This is a genomic window from Paracoccus litorisediminis, assembly GCF_009711205.1.
In the GTDB taxonomy this organism is placed as follows: Bacteria; Pseudomonadota; Alphaproteobacteria; order Rhodobacterales; family Rhodobacteraceae; genus Paracoccus; species Paracoccus litorisediminis.
In genome coordinates this window covers 13,113-33,156 of record NZ_WMIG01000032.1, presented here as the reverse complement: position 1 = coordinate 33,156, position 20,044 = coordinate 13,113, and the positions used below count along the sequence as shown (strand labels likewise).

Sequence of the window (20,044 nt, the reverse complement as noted above, 5' to 3'; positions counted from 1 at the left end):
TGACGCAGGAAAACCACACAAAGTCATCATCACCGCCGTCGCCAGAAAGCTGGTCACCATTGCGAATGCGTTGTGCAAAAGCCGGCAGAAATGGACGATCCCTGGGACCTGACAGATACAGTTGCTAGCCGTTGTCGCGCAGGATCTCGCCCGCAAGATAGAGCGAGCCGCAGATCAGGATGCGTGCGCCCGGTTCCTCAAGTGCGATGCGGCGGACGGCGTCCAGCGTGTCGGGTGCGGTCGTGGCGACCATACCGGCATGGATCGCAGCCTGCTCGGTGGCCTCGGCGGGCAGGGTGGCCTCGGCTCCGGGGATCGGGACGGCGATCAGGCTGCGCACATGAGGCGCAAGCGGGCGCATGTAGCCGACCACATCCTTGGTGTTCAGCATGCCGCAGACCAGATGGGTCGGGCGCGGCGGCATGGCGGCAAGGGTCGCGGCGACGGCCTCGCCCCCGGCGGGGTTGTGCCCACCATCCAGCCACAATTCGCAATCGCCCGCCGCCTCGACCAAGGGGCCGCGGGTCAGGCGCTGCATCCGGGCGGGCCATTCGGCGCGGGTGACGGCGGCGGTGGCCTCGGCTTCGCCAAAGCCCAGCTCGCGAAGCGCCGCGATGGCGGTGCCCGCATTCACGATCTGATGCGGGCCGGGCAGGTTCGGCAGGGGCAGGTCCATCAGACCGTTCTGGTCGAAATAGACCAATCGCCCATGTTCGGAATAGCTGTCCCAATCCTGCCGCGCGATGCGCAGGGGGGCCGACAGCGCCGCGGCACGGGCCTCGATGACCTCGCGACCCTCGGGGGCCTGCGGAGCGACGATGCAGGGCACATTGCGCTTGATGATACCGGCTTTTTCGCCCGCGATCTGGGGCAGGGTGTCGCCCAGAAATTGCGTGTGATCGATGCTGACCGGGGTGATGATGGTCAGGCGCGGATCGTCGATGACATTCGTCGCGTCCAGCCGCCCGCCAAGGCCGACCTCCAGCAAGGTGAAATCGGCCGGGACGCGCGAAAAGGCCAGAAAGGCCGCTGCCGTGGTGATCTCAAAGAAGGTGATCGGCTGGCCGCCATTGGCGACCTCGCATTCCTCAAGCGTCGCGGCCAGATCGGTTTCGCTGATCAGCTCGCCCGCCAGACGGATGCGTTCGTGGAAATGCGCCAGATGCGGCGAGGTATAGGCATGGACGCGCTTGCCCGCGGCCTCAAGCCCGGCGCGGATCATCGCCTGCGTCGAGCCTTTGCCGTTGGTGCCGGCGACATGGATGACGGGCGGGATGCGGCGTTCGGGATTCCCCAGCGCCGCAAGGATGCGCTCCATCCGGTCCAGAGACAGGTCGATGACCTTGGGATGCAGCTGCATCAGCCGCGCAAGAATGGCGTCGGATGTGGTCATCGCGCGGCCCCGCTCAGGCGGGTTTCGCGGCAGGTTCCGGGGCAGCCGCGGGCGCGTGTTCGGCCGCGGGCTGTGCGATGCTGCCCGGCGCGGGCAGGTCGGCTGCGATCGGCGCGGGCTGGCGCATGACCATGCGCAGGATCGAGATCAGCTCCTCGCGCATCTTCTTGCGATGGGTCACGCGGTCCAGCATGCCGTGATCCAGCAGGTATTCGGCGCGCTGGAAGCCCTCGGGCAGTTTTTCACGGATGGTCTGTTCGATCACGCGGGGACCGGCAAAGCAGATCAGGGCGTTCGGCTCGGCGATCTGGATGTCGCCCAGCATGGCGTAGCTGGCGGTCACGCCGCCAGTCGTCGGATGGGTCAGGACGACGATATAGGGAAGCTTTGCTTCCTTCAGCATCTGCACCGCGACGGTGGTGCGCGGCATCTGCATCAGCGACAGGATGCCTTCCTGCATGCGTGCGCCACCGGCTGCGGAAAACAGCACCAGCGGGCGCTTCAGCTTCACCGCGCGCTCGGCGGCGGCGATGATGGCGTTGCCGACATACATGCCCATCGAGCCGGCCATGAAGGAAAAGTCCTGCGCCGCCAGAACGACGGGGGTGCGGCCCATCTCGCCCTCGGCGACCAGCATGGCTTCTTTCTCGCCAGTGGATTTCTGCGAGGCCTTCATCCGGTCGGGATATTTTTTCTGGTCGCGGAACTGCAGCGGGTCGGCGATCGGCTCGGGGACCTTGACCTCGTTGAAGACGCCACCGTCGAACAGCGCGGCAAATCGGTCGCGCGGGGTGATCGCAAGGTGGTGGTCACAATGGGTGCAGACATTCAGATTGTCTGCAAGTTCCCGGTGGAACAGCATGTTTCCGCATTCCGGGCATTTGGTCCACAGGTTCTCGGGCACTTCGCGGCGCGAGAACAGCGAATTGATGCGCGGACGCACATAGTTGGTGATCCAGTTCATCCGAGAAGGCCCCTTGCGCTGTCTTCAGCCGTCCACTTAGGCAAACGGCAGCGGAATTGCAATTCCGCGCTGGCCGGGCTTTGATGTCAGGCATGTGGACCCAGATGTTTGTGTTCATTCACTATGCAATCGCGCTGGCGGTATCCGTCCGCGTGCTTCTGCGTCCGCGGCTGGAACCCACGGTCCGCCTGTCATGGATATTGGTGATCGAGCTGGTGCCGCTGATCGGCATCATTGCCTATGTGCTTTTCGGAGAGATTCGTACCCGCGGCGCCGAGGTCGAGCATATGGCCAATGTCCGCTCTCGGCTGTCGGGCCTGTGGCGGCCCAGCCCCGAACTGGTGCGCAACCCGCCCGATTTCGCCGCCCCCCTGATCGCCGCGAATCGGGCGACCACGGGGTTCGGTGCGGTCGCGGGCAACCGCGCGAGCCTGCTCTCTGAGGAAGACAGCGCCATCGACGATCTGGTGGCGGCCATCGACAGCGCGCAGGATCATGTCCATCTGCTGTTCTATATCTGGCTGGATGACGTGTCCGGTCGCGCCGTCGCACAAGCCGCCATCCGCGCCGCTCAAAGGGGCGTCACGGTGCGCGCGGTCATCGACGCCTTCGGTTCGCGTGCGTTCAGCTATTCCGAGAGCTGGCGCGAGCTGCGTGAGGCGGGCGCGGAATGCGTCGAGGCTCTGCCGCTTGGCCTGCCGATCATCGGCGGTCTGTTCCGGCGCATGGACCTGCGCAATCACCGCAAGATCGTGGTGATCGACCATGTGCTGGGCTTTACCGGCAGCCGGAACTGCGCCGACAAGGCATTTGCGGTAAAGCCGCGCTATGCCCCCTGGGTCGATGTCTTGCTGCGAATCGAAGGGCCGGTGGTTCGCCAGATGCAGGCGGTCTTTCTGCAGGACTGGATGAGCTATGCGCGAGAGGATCTGGGCGACATGCTGCAGACCGTGCCCTCGGTGCTGCCGCAGGGCGACATCGCGCAGGTCGTGGCGACCGGGCCGGATGACCGGCAGGGGACGCTTTCGGATTGCATGGCGACCATGTTCCATGCCGCGCGTGAAAAGCTGGTGATCACCACGCCCTATTACGTGCCCGATAGTTCACTGGACACCGCGATCCGCACGGCGGCGCGGCGCGGCGTCGATGTGACGATGATCCTGCCCGCGCGCAATGACTCGCTGGTGGTGCAGGCAACGTCCGAGGGGTTCTACTATGGTCTCGTCTCGGCTGGGGTTAAGCTGATGCTGTTCCAGGACGGGCTGCTTCACGCCAAGATCATTACCGCCGACGGGCGCATGTCCATGCTGGGCAGCGCCAATATGGACCGCCGCAGCTTCGAGTTGAACTACGAGATGAACATGCTGTTCGTTGGCGAGGACCTGACCGCCGAGTTGGACGCCCGTCAGGAATCCTATATCGCGCGGTCCGAATCGATCACCATTGGCGAGATCCGGGCCTGGTCCCTGTGGCGGCGGCTGCGCAACAACCTGCTGGCGCTGGCGGCGCCGATCCTGTGAGGGGGCGATCATGACGACATTGGCCGAAGGCACCATTATCGACGGCGCGCCCGCATTGGCCGCGTCCGAACTGGCGGTAAGGCTGGCGGAACTGCCTGACTGGAGCCTGACCGAAGGTGGCAAGGCGATCCGGCGCGAATGGCGGTTCAAGAATTTCCGGCAGGCCGCTGCTCTGGCCAATCTGGCCGCGTGGCAGGCCGAGGCCGCAAACCACCATCCCGACATCGCCTTTGGCTGGGGACAGGCCACGGTCACGTTCACCACCCATTCCGCCGGGGGCGTGACCATGAACGATCTGATCATGGCGGCCCGTCTGGACCGGGCGGCGGGTTGACTGCCGAGATCACGGGCTGTTGCGGTCGGATCGCCCGCATCCGGCAAAATGCCGCGTTGTTTGGCGGTCGGGGGCCCTTGCCGGGTCGGGCTGGCTGTGCCTTAAGATCGCTTAGCGCATAAGCCTCGGCGGCCGTCACGTTGCCGTGGCAGACAAGTTCTTGTTTGGATCAATGAATGATGAGGGCGTCGAATGGCGGTGAGACCGGGCAGGTGGCTTGACCGGAAATCCCGTGAGCGCGCGATGCGCCAATGGGCCGAGATGGCGGAAAGCGTCGAATTCATGGCGCATGGCCGTATCCGCGGACTGGCGGATGAGGCCCACGCCCTGCGCGCCAGCCTGAACCGTTTCCTGATGCGGGGCGACCGCAAGGCCTCGATTTCGCGCGTGGCGCTGGATGCGTTGGATCTGCCCGGCGGGACGGATTGGCGCTGGCGTCCGGGCTTCATGGCCGGCCACATCACGCCGCGCGGGGTTGCAGTCCCCGAGCCGGGCACACGGCTGGGGGATCGGGCGGCGGTCTGGCACGATTGCAACGAACGCGCCATGATCCTTGAGCAGGTGCAGAACCCCCGCGCGACCGATCTGTCGCCCTTTGGCATGCGGCTTGAGGTCTTTGGCTTCACCGGCAGCTTCCTGTCGATCTCGATCGACCTGCCGACCGAGGCGCTGGAGGGGCTGACCCGCAACCATATCCTGCGGCTGGAAACGACGCTGGTGCTGGAGCGTCCGCTGAACGTCTATGCCCGCCTGAACATCGGCCACGGCCCGAATACCGACGAGGTGCTGCAGCATCTGCACGGGCTGGAGGCCGGGTTGCAAAGCCAGCGGGTGATCGAGTTCGATCTGGCCTATACCGAGATGAACGAGAAGCGGCTTGAGAAGATCTGGCTGGACCTGATCTTTGAATCTCCCGGCATGAGCGCGGTCGAAATCCGCGAGTTGTTCCTGTCCCGCCATTTGCGGGCCGATTTCTGACGAGGCCAAGTTGGACAGATTTGAATCTCTGGGACTGAAAAGCGGCATCTGGCAGGGCATCCTGCGCCGCGACACCGCACCCGTCCGGCTGGTGCTGGTGCATCTGGGCGAACGCGTCGGCGAGGCCCGCGTGACGACCGGCGACGAAGAGGGCAGCTGGCGCATCGCCGCCGCCATTCCGTCGCAAAAACTGTCGGACGGCGTGCAAAGCTTCATTCTGATGGAGGATGAGGGCAAGGAAGGCGAGGCCCTGCAGCCCGGCGCCTTCCATCTGGCCTCGCTCAACATCGTTGCCGGGCGGCAACTGGATCACGACCTGCGCGCCGAAATCGTCCTGCTGCGCAGCGAACTTGATCTGGTCAAGCGCGAGCTGCGCCGCATCGCGCTGGGGAATTAAGGCCGCGCCCAGTAGCTGTAGGCGCCGATCTCGACAAAGCCCAGCCGGTCATATAGCGTCCGCGCGCCGGTATTGCCGCGACTGACGGCAAGGCCCATTCGCGCGGCCCCATTGGCGCTGGCCCAATCTGCCGCGGCGCGGATCAGGTGGCTTGCCAGCCCGCGACGCCGGAACTGCGGCGCGACCTCGACCGCATGGACCATCGCGACATTGCCCGCGATTGCGACGAAACCCGCCCCCGCCGCGCGGTCGTCGATCCGCCCCAGAATCGACGTATGGGGACCGTTCACACGTTCCATCACCGCCTGCCGTTCGGCCGAGATGTTCCCGGCCGCCCACAGGTCGCGCTGCATCGCAATCGGTGGCCAGATGGCAAAGGCGGTCATTGGCGGCAGCTCATGCGTCAGCGCGGCGCAGTCGATGGCCATGACGGCGGTCGGGGTTTCCTGCCGGTAGCCGCGGGCCAGCAGCGCCTCGCGCAGTGTCACATCGCTGTCGGGCATCCGAAACATCGGCCGCTGGTCCCAGTCGTGATGGACGGCCTCGGCGGCGTCCAGATCATCGGGGTTCCAGTCCGGGCGCAGGGCGATGGTCGAACTGACCCGCCCGCCCGCGCCAAGGCCGCGTCCGGTCCTGAATGCACCGCTGTCCCGATATTCCGCCGCTGGCCATGTCACCTCAAAGGCATGGGCGGCGGCGGTATCGGGGGTCACAGGTCCAGCCTTTGCTTCAGCGCGGCCATCGCCTCGGCGACGCGCGTGGAATCAAGGCCGCGGATCACCAGATTGGTGCCCCAGCCCGACGGGTCCTGAAACGGGTAGGAGCCCAGCGACAGATCCGCGAATTCCTCGGCCACGGCCTTCAACCCCTCGGCCACGTCGCTTTCGCCACGCCGCACAAGGATGGTGTCCGACTGGACCGGCGATCCGCCCGGCAGTTGTGGGACCAGCCAAGCGACCATGCCGCGGAACACCTCGGGGACACCGGCCATGACATGGGTATTGCCGATCGAGAATCCCGGCGCGCCGGAAACCGCATTGTCGATCAGCTGGGCCCCGACGGGAATACGGGCCATGCGCAGGCGATTCTCGGTCAGCTCGGTTCCCATCCGGTCGCAGCGCGCCTGCAGGATGGCGCGGGCCTCGGGGTGGATTTCGACCGTGGTGCCATGCGCCTCGGCCACGGCATCGGCAGTGATGTCGTCATGCGTCGGCCCGATCCCGCCCGAGGTGAACAGCAGGTCATAGGCCCCGCCAAGGCTCTTGTCGAAAGCGCGGATCGCGGCGACGATCTGGGCATTGTCGTCGGCCACGACGCGGATTTCGCGCAGGTCGAAGCCGGTCGCGGACAACACCCCGGCCAGATGATGGGCATTGCCTTCGCGTGTGCGGCCGGAAAGGATCTCGTCCCCGATGACAAGGATGGCGGCGGTAGGATTGTCGGAATGCATGGGACGCTCCTCGGGCGTTCATTTTCTCGCAACAATCTATAGGTCCGCGCGCGGGACTGGAACAAGTGGCCCTGCGGGACTATCTGTGGGGCAACCATGCATGAGGAAAAGATGAACGACGCACGCCAGACCCGCGAGGGTATCCGTATCCATGAGCCTCAGGAGTTCGAGGGCATGCACGCGGCCGGGCGGCTCGCGGCGCAGATCCTTGACGAGGTCGGGCCGCTGGTCCAGCCCGGTGCGACCACCGGCGCGCTGGATGATTTCATCCGCAACCGTGTCGAGGAATTGGGCGCGGTCAGCGCGACCATCGGCTATCGCGGCTATCAACATGCCAGCTGCATCAGCGTGAACCATGTCGTCTGCCACGGTATTCCGGGCGAGAAGCTGCTGACCGAAGGCGACATCCTGAACATCGACGTGACCGTGATCGTCGACGGCTGGTATGGCGACAGCTCGCGCATGTATGTCGCGGGCAGGCCCAGTGTTAAGGCCAAGCGCCTGATTCAGGTGACCCATGACAGCCTGATGAAGGGGATCGAGGCCGTGCGCCCCGGCGCCACCTTCGGCGATATCGGATACGCGATCCAAGCCTATGTCGAAAGCCAGCGCATGTCGGTGGTGCGCGACTTCTGTGGCCACGGTCTGGGCCGGGTCTTCCACGCGCCGCCGAACGTCCTGCATTTCGGTCGTCCCGGCAAAGGTCCGGTTCTGGAGGAGGGCATGTTCTTCACCATCGAACCGATGGTCAATCTGGGCCGCCCGGAAACCAAGGTTCTTGCCGATGACTGGACGGCGGTCACCCGCGACAAGTCGCTCTCGGCCCAGTTCGAACATTCGATCGGCGTGACCGCCGATGGGTGCGAGATATTCACCCTTTCGCCCGCCGGTCTGTTCTACCCCGATTACAATTAAGGTCGCGGCTGACGAGATCTTTGCTGAAAGACCCAATGCGGGCGTGCCGAGTGGCGCGCCCGTTTCCGTTTCAGGGTTTGCGGATGGTGTCGCCGGTGCGGAAGGTCGGGGCCAGCGCCACGATACCGTTTTCGGGTGCGGCTTCCTTGCCTGCGACGATGCGCGCGGCGCGCCGCCCGATCTCGACCCGGCGGGCATCGGTGGTGGTCAGGCGCATGGGCAAGCCGTCCAGCAGCTCCACCGCGTTGAAGCCCGCAAGCCCCAGTTGGCCCGGAACATCGTAGCCCTTTTCAAGGCACCACAGCAGCCCGCCCGCACCGATCATGTCATTCGAGAAATACAGGAAATCCAGATCGGGCTCGCGGGTCAGGATGCGCTCGGTCAGTTCGCGCCCCTTTTGCAGCGACGACCCGCCCTGATAATATTCCCTCGCGGCCAGCAGGACGCCGGACTGGCCCAGACGTTCCTCGAACCCGGCCAGACGTTTGCGGGCGCGATGGTCCTCGGGCATGTGGGTGCCGATGAAGCCGATGCGGCGATAGCCGGACTTCAGGATCTCCTCGGCCATTTCGGCTCCGGCCCGCCGATGCGAGATGCCGACAGCAGTGTCGATTGGATCGCCGTCGATATCCATGATCTCGACCACCGGCAGCCCGGCATTGTCCAGCATGGCGCGCGCGGCGGCGCTGTGTTCAAGCCCGGCCAGGATCACCCCCGAGGGCCGCCATGACAGCATGTCATACAGGACCGCATCCTCACGCGAGGGGCTGTAATTCGTGACCCCCACCACCGGTTGCAGCCCGGTATCGTCCAACTCGGCCGAAATCCCGCCCAGCACGTCGGGGAAAACCATGTTCGACAGCGACGGGATGACGACTGCGACAAGGTTCACCCGCTGACTGGCCAACCCGCCCGCGATCTTGTTGGGAACATAGCCCAGCGTGCGCGCCGCGGTCAGAACCTTCTCGCGCGTCGAGGCCGACACGTCCCCGCGGTTGCGCAGGACGCGGCTGACGGTCATCTCGGAGACGCCCGAGGCTTCCGACACATCACGCAAGGTCAGGGGACGGCGGGGTTTTTTCATATTATGACTTTTCCGGCACGCAATCCTGTTACCGTTATCGCGTCTGGCCCTTCGCGGCAAGCTTGCCAATCCCGCTGGATGCGGGCAAAAGAACCTCCGGCGGCCCCGTGGCTCAACTGGATAGAGCAGCCCCCTCCTAAGGGGCAGGTTACAGGTTCAAGTCCTGTCGGGGTCACCAGCCCTTTTCCGCCCCTGCCAAAACCGATCCCCACCCTGCTTTGCAGTGATCTCTTATTCGGAATCGTGGCGTTTCGGCACGCGATGGAATGGTGCAGATCGTTAAGCTTTGTTAATCGTTTATTACAACCCAAAGTGGTTTTACAAAATCATTTACATCTAATTGGAGAGATGGCACGCTCAGGCAAAACCAACCGGGGGCGGGCATGGAAGTTCAATGCTTTGAGGCAGTTACGTCGCAGGTCAAGTTGGTCGTCTGGGATCTGGACGAGACTCTTTGGGGGGAACCCTGTCGGAGGAGGGCGTCCGCGTGATCGACGCGCATCTGGACATGGTGCGGGTTTTGGTGGGGCGCGGGATCATGTGCTCGATCTGCTCCAAGAACGATTTCGCGCAGGCGCAGGCGAAGCTTGAGGAACTTGGGATCTGGGACCTGTTCGTCTTTCCGCATATCGCATGGTCGCCCAAGGGGCAGGCCATCGCCCAGATGATCGAAGAAATGGGCCTGCGTGCAGAAAACGTCCTGTTTCTTGACGACAACCACCTGAACCTTGAGGAAGCGGCGTTCTTTTGCCCCGGTATCATGACGATTGACGCCTCGAAAGGGGGGCTGCCGGGCCTGCTGGATCTGCCGCAACTCAAGGGCAAGGATGACCGCGATCACAGCCGCCTGACCCAGTACAAAGTGATGGAGCAGAAAAAGGACGAGCGCGAGAATTCCGGTCTGAGCAATGTCGAATTCCTGCGTCAGTCCCAGATCCGCATCCGCATCGTCACCGACGTCGAAAACCATATGGACCGGGTGCTGGAGCTTCTGAACCGCACCAATCAGCTGAACTTCACCAAGATCCGGGCCAATACGCCAGAGGAGCGCGTCGCGCTGGACGAATTGCTGGCGGTTTCGGGGATGCATGCGGGGCTGGTGCAGGTGCAGGACCGCTACGGCGATTACGGCACGGTCGGCTTCTTCTGCGTAAGGACGAAATATTCGGGCACGGCGGTGCATCACTTTGCCTTCTCGTGCCGGACGCTGAACATGGGGGTTGAACAGTGGGTCTGGAATTATCTGGGCCGCCCCGAATTCAAGGTCGTGGGACCGGTCGCCAGCAGTCTTGAGCAGCCTGATAAGATCGACTGGATCACCGAGGTCAGCGATTTCGGCGCCTCGACCAACCCGCTGGATGATCGGCGTCTTTGCCTGATCGGCGGCTGCGACTTGCTGCAGGTCTCGTTCTATTGCGGCACGAACCGGGACGAATTCGTCAACAAGCAGGACGATCAGGGCATGCTGGTCCGTTATGACGATGTCGGCTTCATCCTGAACCCGCGGCAGCCCCAGCTGAAGCATTCGATGCCCCTGAACAAGCTGGTCGGGCAAAGCCTTGAGGATATGCTGGCGCTGGACCGCTCGATCCGGGCGTCGGACCTGATCCTGCTGTCGCTGTATTTCTCGGTCCCGAGCGATCTGTTCTTTACCTATGGCGGTTCGGAATGGGGCGGGGAATTCTGGGCCACCATCCCGCCGCGACGGTTCAACAAGCTGATGAAGCTGCCCGAACTGGCCAAGCGCTTCTCAAAGGAAATGTATCACCGCCGTCTGACGCTTGAGGAACGGCTTGAACTGACCCGGCGCAGCCTTGAGCGGGTCGACAGCCTGCGTGCGCCGCAAGCGCCGCTGTTCCTGCTGTCTGCGGTCACCCAACACGGAGAGCAGGCGCTTCGCACCTATGAGATCCGCGAAAGCTACAATGCGATGTGCCGGAACTTCTGCCGAAGCACCTCGAATGCGCATTTCATTGATATTGACCAGTTGCTTGCGCCAGAGGATTTCGTCGACAGCGACCATTATACCCGCACGGGCTACTTCAAGATCGCCGAGTTCGTGAACAGCTATGCGCGGCCCATCGTCGATGCGTCGGCGCTGGTGAACGTCGAGGGCAGTGACCGAGAGGCGGCCTAGGGCGGTGCCTGTCGAACAGAACGTCCCGCGCGTCCTGTTCGACGGGCAGCATCTGCAGCTTTTGCATGTCGCGCGTGGCGGATCGCTGCGCTTGCTCACTTTCGACATCATGCATGCACGGGCGAATGGCCGGAATGCCTTTGCCAAGTCGCTGTGCGAGCGGCTGGGATACGACCTGCTGGCCATCGTGCCGAAACATCCTTGCTGGTATCCGGCGGCAGATATGCAACGGATTGTTCCGATCTGCCTTGCGCTTGGTGGGCCGCTGACTGTCGCCTATGGGGCTTCGATGGGCGGATATGGCGCGCTGCGCTGGGGCAGGGCATTGGGGGCTGACCATGCTCTGGTCTGTAGTCCGCAGGACAGCATCGATCCGACGGTGACCGGCGCGCATGATCAGCGCTATGCCCGGCATTTTCGCGCCGACCTGCACCGGGGGATGGAGGTTGACGCCGAGAACCTGCCGGCAAACAGCATTGTCTTGCACGATCCGCATTTCCGGCAGGACCGGTTTCATGCCGATAGGCTGAAAGCGGCAGGGGCCAAGCTGCTGGCCTTGCCGCATATGGGACATCGCACGGTTGAAACTGTCGCGGGCAGTGCGCATGCGGAGCGCGTGTTTCAGGATCTGCTGGCCGGTGATTTATCGTCCTTGCGCCGTCGCCTGCTGGCGCGGCGCAAGGAAAACCAAAGCTATCGCCTGCATTTGGCCAGCCACGCGATCCAGCGTGGCCGCCATGCGACGGCCGAGCGTGTGGTCTCGACCGTGACTGACCCGTGGAGCTATCATCGGCTGATGGCGCGGCTGGCCGCTGCGCGTCAGGATGCGGCGACCGAGGCGCTGCATTACCAGCAAGCGCTGGCGGCGAAGCCGGGCTGCAAGCTGACCCGGCTTCGATTGGAACGGCTGGGGCAGGATGTGACCCTGTCCTTTGCCAAGGTCATTCAGGCGTAAAGACATCCCCAAGAAGGCTGCCCCGGAACCCTGGCAAAGCCCGCCATAGCCTTTGTCCCGATACGAAGCGGCTCTCGCGGCTTTCGCTGGCAAACAGCGTGGTGCGATGTGCCGACATCGTATAGCCCGCTGCATCGGTCAACGCGTAACAGTCTTGCACCTGATGGGCAAAGCGCAGCCAGCGGGCGGCCCCGTCGTGCAAACGAAGGGTAACGCTGTTCCCGGCAAGATCGGGGACGGCTTCAATGATGCCGCCATCTGCCTCGAAGCCGTAATTCGCGCAGGTCGCTGCGCCGCCGAAAGCATCGTAGAGCCCGCTGCGGTTGACCAACATCTCGCCCGGACGCAGTGCGAAGCTGACCGTGACCAGATCGCCCTGTTTTGCCACCCCATAGGTGATGTTCCACGGCCGGCCCGCTTCAACCTCACTGATCGCCCAGTTGCAGGTTTCGCCGACCAGAACCTTGGTCGAGCCGTCGATATGGGCGTTCTGGTCGTTGATCGGATAGATCCGTTGCCAGGTGGCGATGATGCCCTGTTGCGCCAAGGTCAGACGATACTGCACTCCGGGTATGGCATAGACATCGCCATTCGTGTCCACATCCGCCCCGTTGATCACCGTGACCAGCTTGGGCGCGGTCCCGAACAGCGCGCGGGCCTGCGCCAGCGTCGCCTCATGCGCGATCAGGAAATCCGCTTCATATTGGCTGCCCGGCTGGTCCTTGGCCGATGAGCCCTGAAACAGCAGGACATAGGGACACGAGATACCGATCCCGAAACCGTCTGCCAGCCGCTTGGCCTCGCGCATCCAGTAAAGCTGGTTGCGGCCGACAGGGCTGGCATCGTCGGGACGCCATTCGTTGATGTAGCGCCCGCCGTAGCCGTGATCGGCGATCACCGCGCCCTTGGCTGGGGCCAGTTGGTCCCGCCAGCCGACGGCCCGGCAATATTGCAGCGTGAATGCCGGAGAAACCCGCCCCAGTCCTTCAGCGGTGGCAAATCCAGTCGCGGCACGGCTTTGGTCGATTGCGGCCATGCCTGTACCCGACCAGCCCGCCCCCGAGGGGCCGACGATGCGCCCGGCCTGATCGCGCATGCCGAACAGGTAATGCACCTGTCCCGGTGTCGCGCCATCCAGCACGGCGGCAAGCGGATCTTCCGAGGACCGGTTTTCGGACTGGCCATAGACCGGAAGAATTTCCAGCGAGGTGACGGAGGGTCTGGGGGCCGTCACACCCCCCGCCGAAAATCCGCGATGACCTCCTGCATGGTGACGGGCCAGCTGCCGCCCTCGGCTCGGCCGACGATGGCCAGCCGATGCAGCGTGCCGTTCAGGTATCGCCCGGAAATGAAGCGTGTGGGCGTGGGATCGGCCAGCCCGGTATGCGCCGCCGTGACGACCGCACCCGACAGGTCATGTCCCGACAGCACGTCCAGCACGTCGTCCAGCTGTCCGCCGATGATCAGCCGCGTGCCATAAGGCACCGTGCCCAGTGACAGCGCGCCCAGCCCCGAGACCGGACCCACCGCCTGCAGGGTGCCCGCATTGTTTCGCAGCTTGATCGTGGTCCCGGTCCCGTCCAGCAACTGTGTCGCGGCAGTGCCGTAGCTGGTGATCGTGACATCGACTACCGCGAAGATCCCGTCGGTGGTCGGCAGGCCCGAGACGGTCTGGCTTTGCAGATAGTAACCACCCGCGAAAACAAAACCCGCCTCGGTGCGCTGGATCGCGGTGCCGCTGCCGGTCTTGCTGAAGACCAGATGGCTTTGCCCTGCGGCGCTGATCGAGGTTACATCCTGCGCCGTCCCCGCATAGGTCGAAGCCGCGTTCAGGTAGGCCAGCGTCACCGTCGGATAGTCGATCGTGGGAATGATCACCGGCGCGGCCACCACCAGCGAGGCCGACTGGGCGCGCACCGTCCCTTGGCTGTTGGTCCACTCGACCGACAGGACGTATTCGCCCGGCTCGGCCAGTTCCATCGTCATCATCCCGGCGTCCAGCTGGGATTTGATCGACACGCCATTCAGTGTGAAATCCCATGCGGCGACGGGCGTGGGCACGCCTTCGGCCTGCCCCAAATTCAGGGTGATGCTGTCGCCCAGCCCCGCTGTCGCAGGCAGGATGCCGGGCTGCTCAAGGATCGACGGCAAGGTCAGCGTTTCGGCAGCAACAAGGGTGTCGCCCAAAGCGTTCAGGACAGCGACCTTGGTCCCGCGGAAATGGACCTCGGATAGTCCAGAGAGCAGGGCGGGATGGACCTCTCCGATTATTTCAACGGGCATGCGCGGACCTCCAATGGGCATCAACCGGGATGCCGCATTATCTGTGCGAGGCGACCGTGTTGCTGGTCAGGGCGATGCAACGTCCGTCAGTTGCCCCGCATCGGACCCGGCTTCCGCCTGTCCCTGCCGCCACAGGTCGGGCGTCATGCCTTCGGATTCGCGAAACACCCGGATGAGGTGCGAGGCATCGCAAAAGCCGGTTTCCTCGGCGATCCGCGTCACCGTTCTGTCGGTGCGGGCCAGCAGCATCCGCGCCTGCGCCAGCCTGATGCGGACCGAGGCATCGGCGGGCGGAATCCCCAGATCCGAGCTGAAATGCCGCTCCAGCTTGCGCCGGCCCACGCCCAGATCGCGGGCGATGCGGGCCACCGATAGCGGCGCATGCAGGTTCTGCTGCATGGCCAGCAGCGCGCGGCGCACCAGCGGATCGCGCGGGCTTAGCTCCAGCGGCAGGCCGGGTTGCGGGCGGTCGCCCTGCATCGGCTCATCGATCATCAGGATAGACAGGCTTTTTCGTGCAGCCGCGCGTCCCAGATGGCGGTCCACCAGAAACGCCGCCAGATGCGCCGCGCTGACTCCGCCCGAACAACTAAGCCGGTCGCGGTCCACGACGAATATCTGATCCGAGATCGGTCGCATCCGTTCGAATTCCGAGAGGAAATCCTGATGGTGGAACCAACTGACGCAGCAACGATAGCCGTCCATCAGCCCTAGCCGGGCAAGGGCAAAGACCCCGGTGCAAAGCCCGCCCAGACCAACCCGCTGGGCGGCGGCTTTTTGCAGGAACGCGCCTTCCTCGGACGACAGCCCCGGCCCGCCATCGATCAGCCCCCCGACCGCCACGATATAGTCGAAGCGCGAGGGGTCGCCCAAGCGCTCTTCGGGTTCGATCCTGACCCCGCAGGACGATTGCACCGGGGCCATGTCGGCGGAAAGGACGCTCCATCGGCAGCGGATCGGGCGAGAGCCGTCGCCGTCATCGGCGGCCAGCCGCAGCACGTCCACGAATGTCGCAAAGGCGGACAGCGTGAAGCGCGGCGCAAGGATGAAGCCGATCGTCAGCCTTGGCGCAGGGGCGGTCGCACGGGGGTCGGCGGGATGGGTCATGTGTCGCGAATCAACCATCGTTCATGTCGCCATGATGCCATCACCCGTGCCGTGGTCCAGCATTCAGTTTGCGGCAGGGGGAACGTTGCCGATGACGACCTGCTCACCTGCGCTGGCCTCATCCTCATCTTCGTCCGCCAGCGCGGGGGGACTTTCCCCGGCAAGGAAGTTGCCGAACTTCTCAAGCCCCGGAATATGGTCTGCCAGCACCCGCATGACGACCAGCAGCGGCACCGCGACGATCATGCCGAGAACCGACCAGAGCCACGCCCACAGCGCCACCGTCAGGAACACGACCACCGTATTCAACTGCAGCTTGCGCGAAACGAAATAGGGGGTAATCAGCTGCCCCTCGATCGCGGTCAGGGTCAGATAGGACAGCCCCACCATCAGCGGCGTGAACAGATCGTCAAAGACGAACAGCCCGACCAACGCCGCGCCGATAATGCCAAAGACGGCACCTAGGTAGGGGATGAAGTTCAGCAGAAAGCCCACCACACCGAACAGCACGGGCGACGGCATCCCCCATGCCCACATGGTGATGCCGATGGCGACGCCAAGGCAGGCATTGATCAGCGTGATCGCCCCCAGATAAGCGCCCAGCCGATCCTCGATTTCCCGAAGCGCCAGATAGGCGGCGCGCTTGTCGCGCATGCGGTCGAAGCTTTGCACGATCTTGAGGTAAAGCAGGTCCCCCGATGAGATCATGAAGAACAGCAGGAACAAGGTGAAGATGATCTGGCCCAGAACAGCCGGGCCAAGGTTCACCACGCTACCCAAGGTCGATGATGCCGGGTGCTGGTTCACCTCGACCTGAATATGCTGGTCGGGGGGCTGCGGCGTTCCGGGGGCGGGAACGCTGGTGACCGTGCCGGTGACCATGCCCGTCACGCCCGGCTCGGGCATGGGGGTCGGCGCGCCGGGGATGGTCTGTCCTTCCTCGGGCTTGGGTTCGGCCCCTCCGGTGATTTCGTCGATCTTGCGGGCGGCGCGCTCGATCCCCGCGAAGTTGCTGCGGATCTCGGTGAAACGCTGTTCCAGTCGTGCCCCGATCTGGGGGGCGTTGTCGATCAGCCGACTGACCGGGCCCGAAACGATCAGTCCGATCCCCGCGATGGCGATGATCAACCCCAATGAGACGATGGTGGCGGTGATGCCCGCGCCGACGCCCCAGCGCTCCATCGCCCGGCGAAAGGGCACGAAGACAAAGAACAGCAGGAAGGCCAGCGTGGCGGGCATCAGGAAGTCACGAGCCTGCGCCACGAACCAGAACAGCAGGATGACGAAAATACCGATGACGGCCCAGTTCGCGACCTTGCGGCCTTCCGATCGGGGCAGGCTCGGGAACATGTGGGTCAGCTGGTCGGGAGGCGTCACGTTGGAATTCCCCGGCGCATGGATGCAGGGGGAAACGCGAACCCCGCGGGCAGGTTCCTGTCCGCGGGGTCATTGTTGTTCAAGATTTGAGCAGCGCGCTTACAGCGGGTGGTCGCCGGTCGCGTCGATGACGCGGGTGGGCAGGCCCAGATCGCCCAGCAGCTCAAGGAAAGGACGGGCCGGCAGGTCCTCGACGTTCACCATCTTTTTCGCGTCCCAGGTGCCGCGCGCGACCAGAATGGCTGCGGCGACGGGGGGGACGCCAGCGGTGTAGCTGATGCCCTGGCTGCCAACCTCGTTGAAGGCTTCCTTGTGGTCGGCGACGTTGTAGATGAAGACCTCGCCCGGCTTGCCGTCCTGCGTGCCCTTGACCAGATCGCCGATGCAGGTCTTGCCCTCATAGTTCGGGGCAAGGCTGGCCGGGTCGGGCAGCACGGCCTTGACCAGTTTCAGCGGCACGACTTCCAGACCCTCGGCGGTCTTGACCGGCTGTTCAGACAGCAGGCCAAGGTTCTGAAGGACCGTGAAGACATTGATGTAATGCGCACCAAAGCCCATCCAGAAGCGGACATCGGCTTCCTTGTAGCGGGCGGACAGGCTGTGAACCTCGTCATGACCCGAGAGATAGGCGGTCTGCTTGCCGACGACGGGCAGGTCCCATTCGCGGCCGACCTCGAACATCTTGTTCTCGGTCCATTCGCCCTTTTGCCACGCATAGACCGTGCCAGTGAATTCGCGGAAGTTGATCTCGGGGTCGAAATTGGTGGCGAACCAGCGGCCGTGGCTACCGGCATTGATATCGACGATGTCGATGGACTCGATCTTGTCGAAATACTCGTCCTCGGCCAGACGCGCATAGGCGTTGACGACGCCCGGATCAAAGCCCGCGCCAAGAATGGCGGTGACACCGGCAGCCTCGCAGGCCTCGCGGCGCTTCCATTCGTAGTTGCCGTACCACGGCGGGGTCTCGCAGACCTTCTTGGGGTCTTCGTGGATCGCGGTGTCGATATAGGCCGCGCCGGTCTCGATGCAGCCCTGCAGCACGGTCATGTTCACGAAGGCCGAGCCCACATTGATCACGATGCTGGCGTCGATCTTGCGAATCAGTTCGGCCACGGCATTGCTGTCCATGGCGTCCAGCGAATGGGTGGTGAATTCGACCGAATGGCCTTTCTCACGAATGCTCTCGATGATCGTGTCGGCCTTGGACACCGTTCGGCTGGCGATATGCAGCGTTCCGAATTCCTGGGCGTTTTGCGCGATCTTGTGCGCGACCACCTGGGCGACGCCGCCGGCGCCGATAATGAGCACGTTTCTTGCCAATTCAGTCTCCTTCAGAGGGGCAGGAAAAGGGGGGAGGACCTCGCTTTCGCCTGAGCTTCCGGCTCAGGACAGGCTGGATTTGTAATCGTCGTAAGAGAACCGGCGAACTTCGCGGATCGTTCCGTCCTCATCGCGGATCGCGATCGAGGGCATGCCGACGCCATTGAACCAGTTCTTCTTGACCATGGTGTAACCGGCGGCATCCGCGATGCTGATCTGGTCGCCGATCTGCAGCGGAGCCGGGAAGCGGCCCTCGCCGAAGATGTCGCCGGCCAGACAGGTCTTGCCCGCGATCTGATAGGCGTGGTTGCCGTCCTGCGGCAGCTTGGCGGTTTCGCGATAGATCAGCAGGTCCAGCATATGGGCCTCGATCGAGCTGTCGACGATGGCCACGTCCTTGCCATTATGGATCACGTCAAGGACCGAGACCTCAAGCGAGCTGGACTTGGTGATGCTGGCTTCGCCCGGCTCAAGGAACAGTTGGACGCCGAATTTCTGCTGGAAGGCCTTCAGCCGTGCGGCAAGGCGGTCCAGCGGATAGCCGTCACCGGTGAAATGGATGCCACCGCCCAGCGAAACCCAGTCGAGCTTTTCCAGGAAGCCGCCGAATTCGGCCTCGATGCGGGAAAGTTGCGCGTCGAACAGGTCAAAGTCGCCGTTTTCGCAATTGTAATGGATCATCACGCCGGAAATCCGGTCCAGCGCGGATTCCAGCCGCGGCAGGTCCCATTCGCCAAGGCGCGAGAAGGGACGCGCCGGGTCGGCCAGATCGAAGCCGCTGGTCGAGAAGCGCGGGTTCAGGCGCAGGCCCATGGTGATGCCGCGCTCGGCGGCCTTGGCCCCGAAACGGTCCAGCTGGCCAAGGCTGTTGAAGATGATCTTGTGGGAATAACCCAAGGCCTCGTCGATCTCGTGATCGGCCCAGCCGACGGAATAGGCGTGGGTTTCCTTGCCGAATTCCTCATGGCCCAGACGCAGTTCGAACAGCGACGACGAGGTGGTGCCGTCCATGAACGGGCGCATGAAGTCGAACGCCGACCATGTGGCGAAGCATTTCAGCGCCAGCAGGCATTTCGCGCCCGAATGCTCACGCAGATACTGGATGCGCTCCATGTTGACCCGCAGCTTCGCAAGGTCGATCAGGTAATAGGGCGTCTGCAGTTCGGACATGGCGCGTATCCCCTCGTGGCGAAGCCGGGTCGAATGAAGTGGCTCATTTAGGGCCACTTGCGTCGTTTCGCAAGGAATGGTGACTTGCCCATGACGTGGGGGCGGTCCAGCCGCCCCGCAGGCGATTATTCGTCGACGATCGACAGGATCTTGGGCAGGGCCGGGCAGGGCAGAAGCTGATTGCGTGCCACATCCGCCAGTGTGTGGTTGTGCAGGAAAACATAGACATGCGCCGACAGGCTTTCCCAAAGCCGGTTCGACAGCGTCTGTGCCCGCGATCCCGAAATGCCGCCCGAGGCCCCCGCGCCGACATGCATGGCGCTGACGGTCTCGTCCACGGCCTCAAGGATGTCGGCGACGCGGATCGTCTCGGGCGTTTTTGCCAGCCGGTAGCCGCCGCCGGGACCACGCACGGATTCGACTAGCCCCGCCCGGCGCAGCCGCACGAACAGCTGTTCGAGATAGGGTAACGAGATGTCCTGACGCTTCGAGATCTCGGCCAGCGAGGTCAGATCATCGCCCTTGGCGATGGCCAGGTCGGTCAAGGCGACCATGGCGTAGCGGCCTTTGGTGGACAGTTTCATCGTGGTCTCCCTCTGCCATCGCATTGACGCAACGCGGGCTTCAGGCTAATCCGCCTGCGCCGTCTTTGATTGC

19 protein-coding genes and 1 tRNA gene are annotated in these 20,044 nt (G+C 63.8%); 8 read left to right on the top strand and 12 right to left on the bottom strand.

The window, feature by feature from the left end; translation table 11 throughout:
- Positions 1-124: 124 nt before the first annotated feature.
- Both GL300_RS24570 and accD read right to left on the bottom strand, forming a co-directional pair.
- Entirely contained in the window at positions 125-1,393 is a 1,269-nt protein-coding gene (locus tag GL300_RS24570) for a bifunctional folylpolyglutamate synthase/dihydrofolate synthase (protein WP_155042314.1), read from the bottom strand.
- Positions 1,394-1,406: 13 nt separating this feature from the next.
- The gene (gene accD / locus GL300_RS24565) at positions 1,407-2,357 is read right to left on the bottom strand and encodes an acetyl-CoA carboxylase, carboxyltransferase subunit beta (protein ID WP_155042313.1); all 951 of its coding nucleotides are present in this window, start codon (positions 2,355-2,357) and stop codon (positions 1,407-1,409) included.
- A 104-nt stretch (positions 2,358-2,461) separates the two neighbouring features.
- On the opposite strand from accD, the gene cls reads away from it, so the two are divergent.
- The 4 genes from cls to GL300_RS24545 all read left to right on the top strand — a co-directional run bounded on the left by cls (position 2,462) and on the right by GL300_RS24545 (position 5,586).
- Complete coding sequence (cls, locus tag GL300_RS24560; RefSeq protein ID WP_246195416.1) at positions 2,462-3,877, top strand: cardiolipin synthase; 1,416 nt, start codon at positions 2,462-2,464, stop codon at positions 3,875-3,877.
- Between the two features lie 10 nt (positions 3,878-3,887).
- Positions 3,888-4,211, top strand: a complete 324-nt coding sequence (locus tag GL300_RS24555) for a 4a-hydroxytetrahydrobiopterin dehydratase (protein ID WP_155042311.1) — start codon at positions 3,888-3,890, stop codon at positions 4,209-4,211.
- Between the two features lie 192 nt (positions 4,212-4,403).
- The gene (locus GL300_RS24550; RefSeq protein WP_155042310.1) at positions 4,404-5,189 is read left to right on the top strand and encodes a DUF6478 family protein; all 786 of its coding nucleotides are present in this window, start codon (positions 4,404-4,406) and stop codon (positions 5,187-5,189) included.
- A gap of 10 nt (positions 5,190-5,199) precedes the next feature.
- Positions 5,200-5,586: a hypothetical protein gene (locus GL300_RS24545; RefSeq protein WP_155042309.1), complete on the top strand. Its 387-nt coding sequence runs from the start codon at positions 5,200-5,202 to the stop codon at positions 5,584-5,586.
- Here GL300_RS24545 and GL300_RS27360 read toward each other — a convergent pair.
- Positions 5,583-6,299 (bottom strand): GNAT family N-acetyltransferase, encoded by a 717-nt coding sequence (locus GL300_RS27360; protein ID WP_343043207.1) that lies wholly within the window; start codon positions 6,297-6,299, stop codon positions 5,583-5,585. The genes GL300_RS24545 and GL300_RS27360 overlap by 4 nt on opposite strands.
- On the bottom strand, positions 6,296-7,036 hold the full coding sequence (locus tag GL300_RS24535) for a competence/damage-inducible protein A (RefSeq protein ID WP_155042308.1): 741 nt from the start codon (positions 7,034-7,036) through the stop codon (positions 6,296-6,298). Before GL300_RS24535 ends, GL300_RS27360 begins: the two co-directional genes overlap by 4 nt.
- A gap of 111 nt (positions 7,037-7,147) precedes the next feature.
- Here GL300_RS24535 and map point away from each other — a divergent pair, with 111 nt between their 5' ends.
- Positions 7,148-7,951, top strand: a complete 804-nt coding sequence (map, locus tag GL300_RS24530; protein ID WP_155042307.1) for a type I methionyl aminopeptidase — start codon at positions 7,148-7,150, stop codon at positions 7,949-7,951.
- 70 nt (positions 7,952-8,021) lie between these two features.
- On the opposite strand, the gene GL300_RS24525 is transcribed toward map, so the two are convergent.
- Positions 8,022-9,035, bottom strand: a complete 1,014-nt coding sequence (locus GL300_RS24525) for a LacI family DNA-binding transcriptional regulator (RefSeq protein ID WP_155042306.1) — start codon at positions 9,033-9,035, stop codon at positions 8,022-8,024.
- Between the two features lie 101 nt (positions 9,036-9,136).
- Between GL300_RS24525 and GL300_RS24520 the strand changes: the two genes are divergently transcribed.
- The 3 genes from GL300_RS24520 to GL300_RS24510 all read left to right on the top strand — a co-directional run bounded on the left by GL300_RS24520 (position 9,137) and on the right by GL300_RS24510 (position 12,127).
- A tRNA-Arg gene (locus GL300_RS24520) sits at positions 9,137-9,213 on the top strand.
- A 309-nt stretch (positions 9,214-9,522) separates the two neighbouring features.
- Positions 9,523-11,172 (top strand): hypothetical protein, encoded by a 1,650-nt coding sequence (locus GL300_RS24515; protein WP_155042305.1) that lies wholly within the window; start codon positions 9,523-9,525, stop codon positions 11,170-11,172.
- A gap of 4 nt (positions 11,173-11,176) precedes the next feature.
- Positions 11,177-12,127 carry a hypothetical protein gene (locus tag GL300_RS24510; protein ID WP_155042304.1) on the top strand — a complete coding sequence of 317 codons (951 nt, stop codon included), beginning with the start codon at positions 11,177-11,179 and terminating at the stop codon, positions 12,125-12,127.
- On the opposite strand, the gene GL300_RS24505 is transcribed toward GL300_RS24510, so the two are convergent.
- From GL300_RS24505 to iscR, 7 genes are all read right to left on the bottom strand, one after another.
- Positions 12,114-13,361, bottom strand: a complete 1,248-nt coding sequence (locus GL300_RS24505; RefSeq protein WP_155042303.1) for a hypothetical protein — start codon at positions 13,359-13,361, stop codon at positions 12,114-12,116. The genes GL300_RS24510 and GL300_RS24505 overlap by 14 nt on opposite strands.
- Complete coding sequence (locus tag GL300_RS24500; protein WP_155042302.1) at positions 13,358-14,410, bottom strand: hypothetical protein; 1,053 nt, start codon at positions 14,408-14,410, stop codon at positions 13,358-13,360. Before GL300_RS24500 ends, GL300_RS24505 begins: the two co-directional genes overlap by 4 nt.
- Positions 14,411-14,476: 66 nt before the next feature.
- On the bottom strand, positions 14,477-15,517 hold the full coding sequence (locus tag GL300_RS24495) for a GlxA family transcriptional regulator (RefSeq protein ID WP_155042316.1): 1,041 nt from the start codon (positions 15,515-15,517) through the stop codon (positions 14,477-14,479).
- A gap of 63 nt (positions 15,518-15,580) precedes the next feature.
- Positions 15,581-16,894 (bottom strand): AI-2E family transporter, encoded by a 1,314-nt coding sequence (locus GL300_RS24490; RefSeq protein ID WP_343043205.1) that lies wholly within the window; start codon positions 16,892-16,894, stop codon positions 15,581-15,583.
- Positions 16,895-16,993: 99 nt separating this feature from the next.
- A complete protein-coding gene (locus GL300_RS24485; protein ID WP_155042301.1) occupies positions 16,994-18,217 on the bottom strand; it encodes a saccharopine dehydrogenase family protein in 1,224 nt (407 codons plus the stop codon).
- A 63-nt stretch (positions 18,218-18,280) separates the two neighbouring features.
- Positions 18,281-19,387 carry a carboxynorspermidine decarboxylase gene (gene nspC, locus GL300_RS24480; protein WP_155042300.1) on the bottom strand — a complete coding sequence of 369 codons (1,107 nt, stop codon included), beginning with the start codon at positions 19,385-19,387 and terminating at the stop codon, positions 18,281-18,283.
- 125 nt (positions 19,388-19,512) lie between these two features.
- A complete protein-coding gene (iscR, locus tag GL300_RS24475) occupies positions 19,513-19,971 on the bottom strand; it encodes a Fe-S cluster assembly transcriptional regulator IscR (RefSeq protein ID WP_155042299.1) in 459 nt (152 codons plus the stop codon).
- Positions 19,972-20,044: the final 73 nt, after the last annotated feature.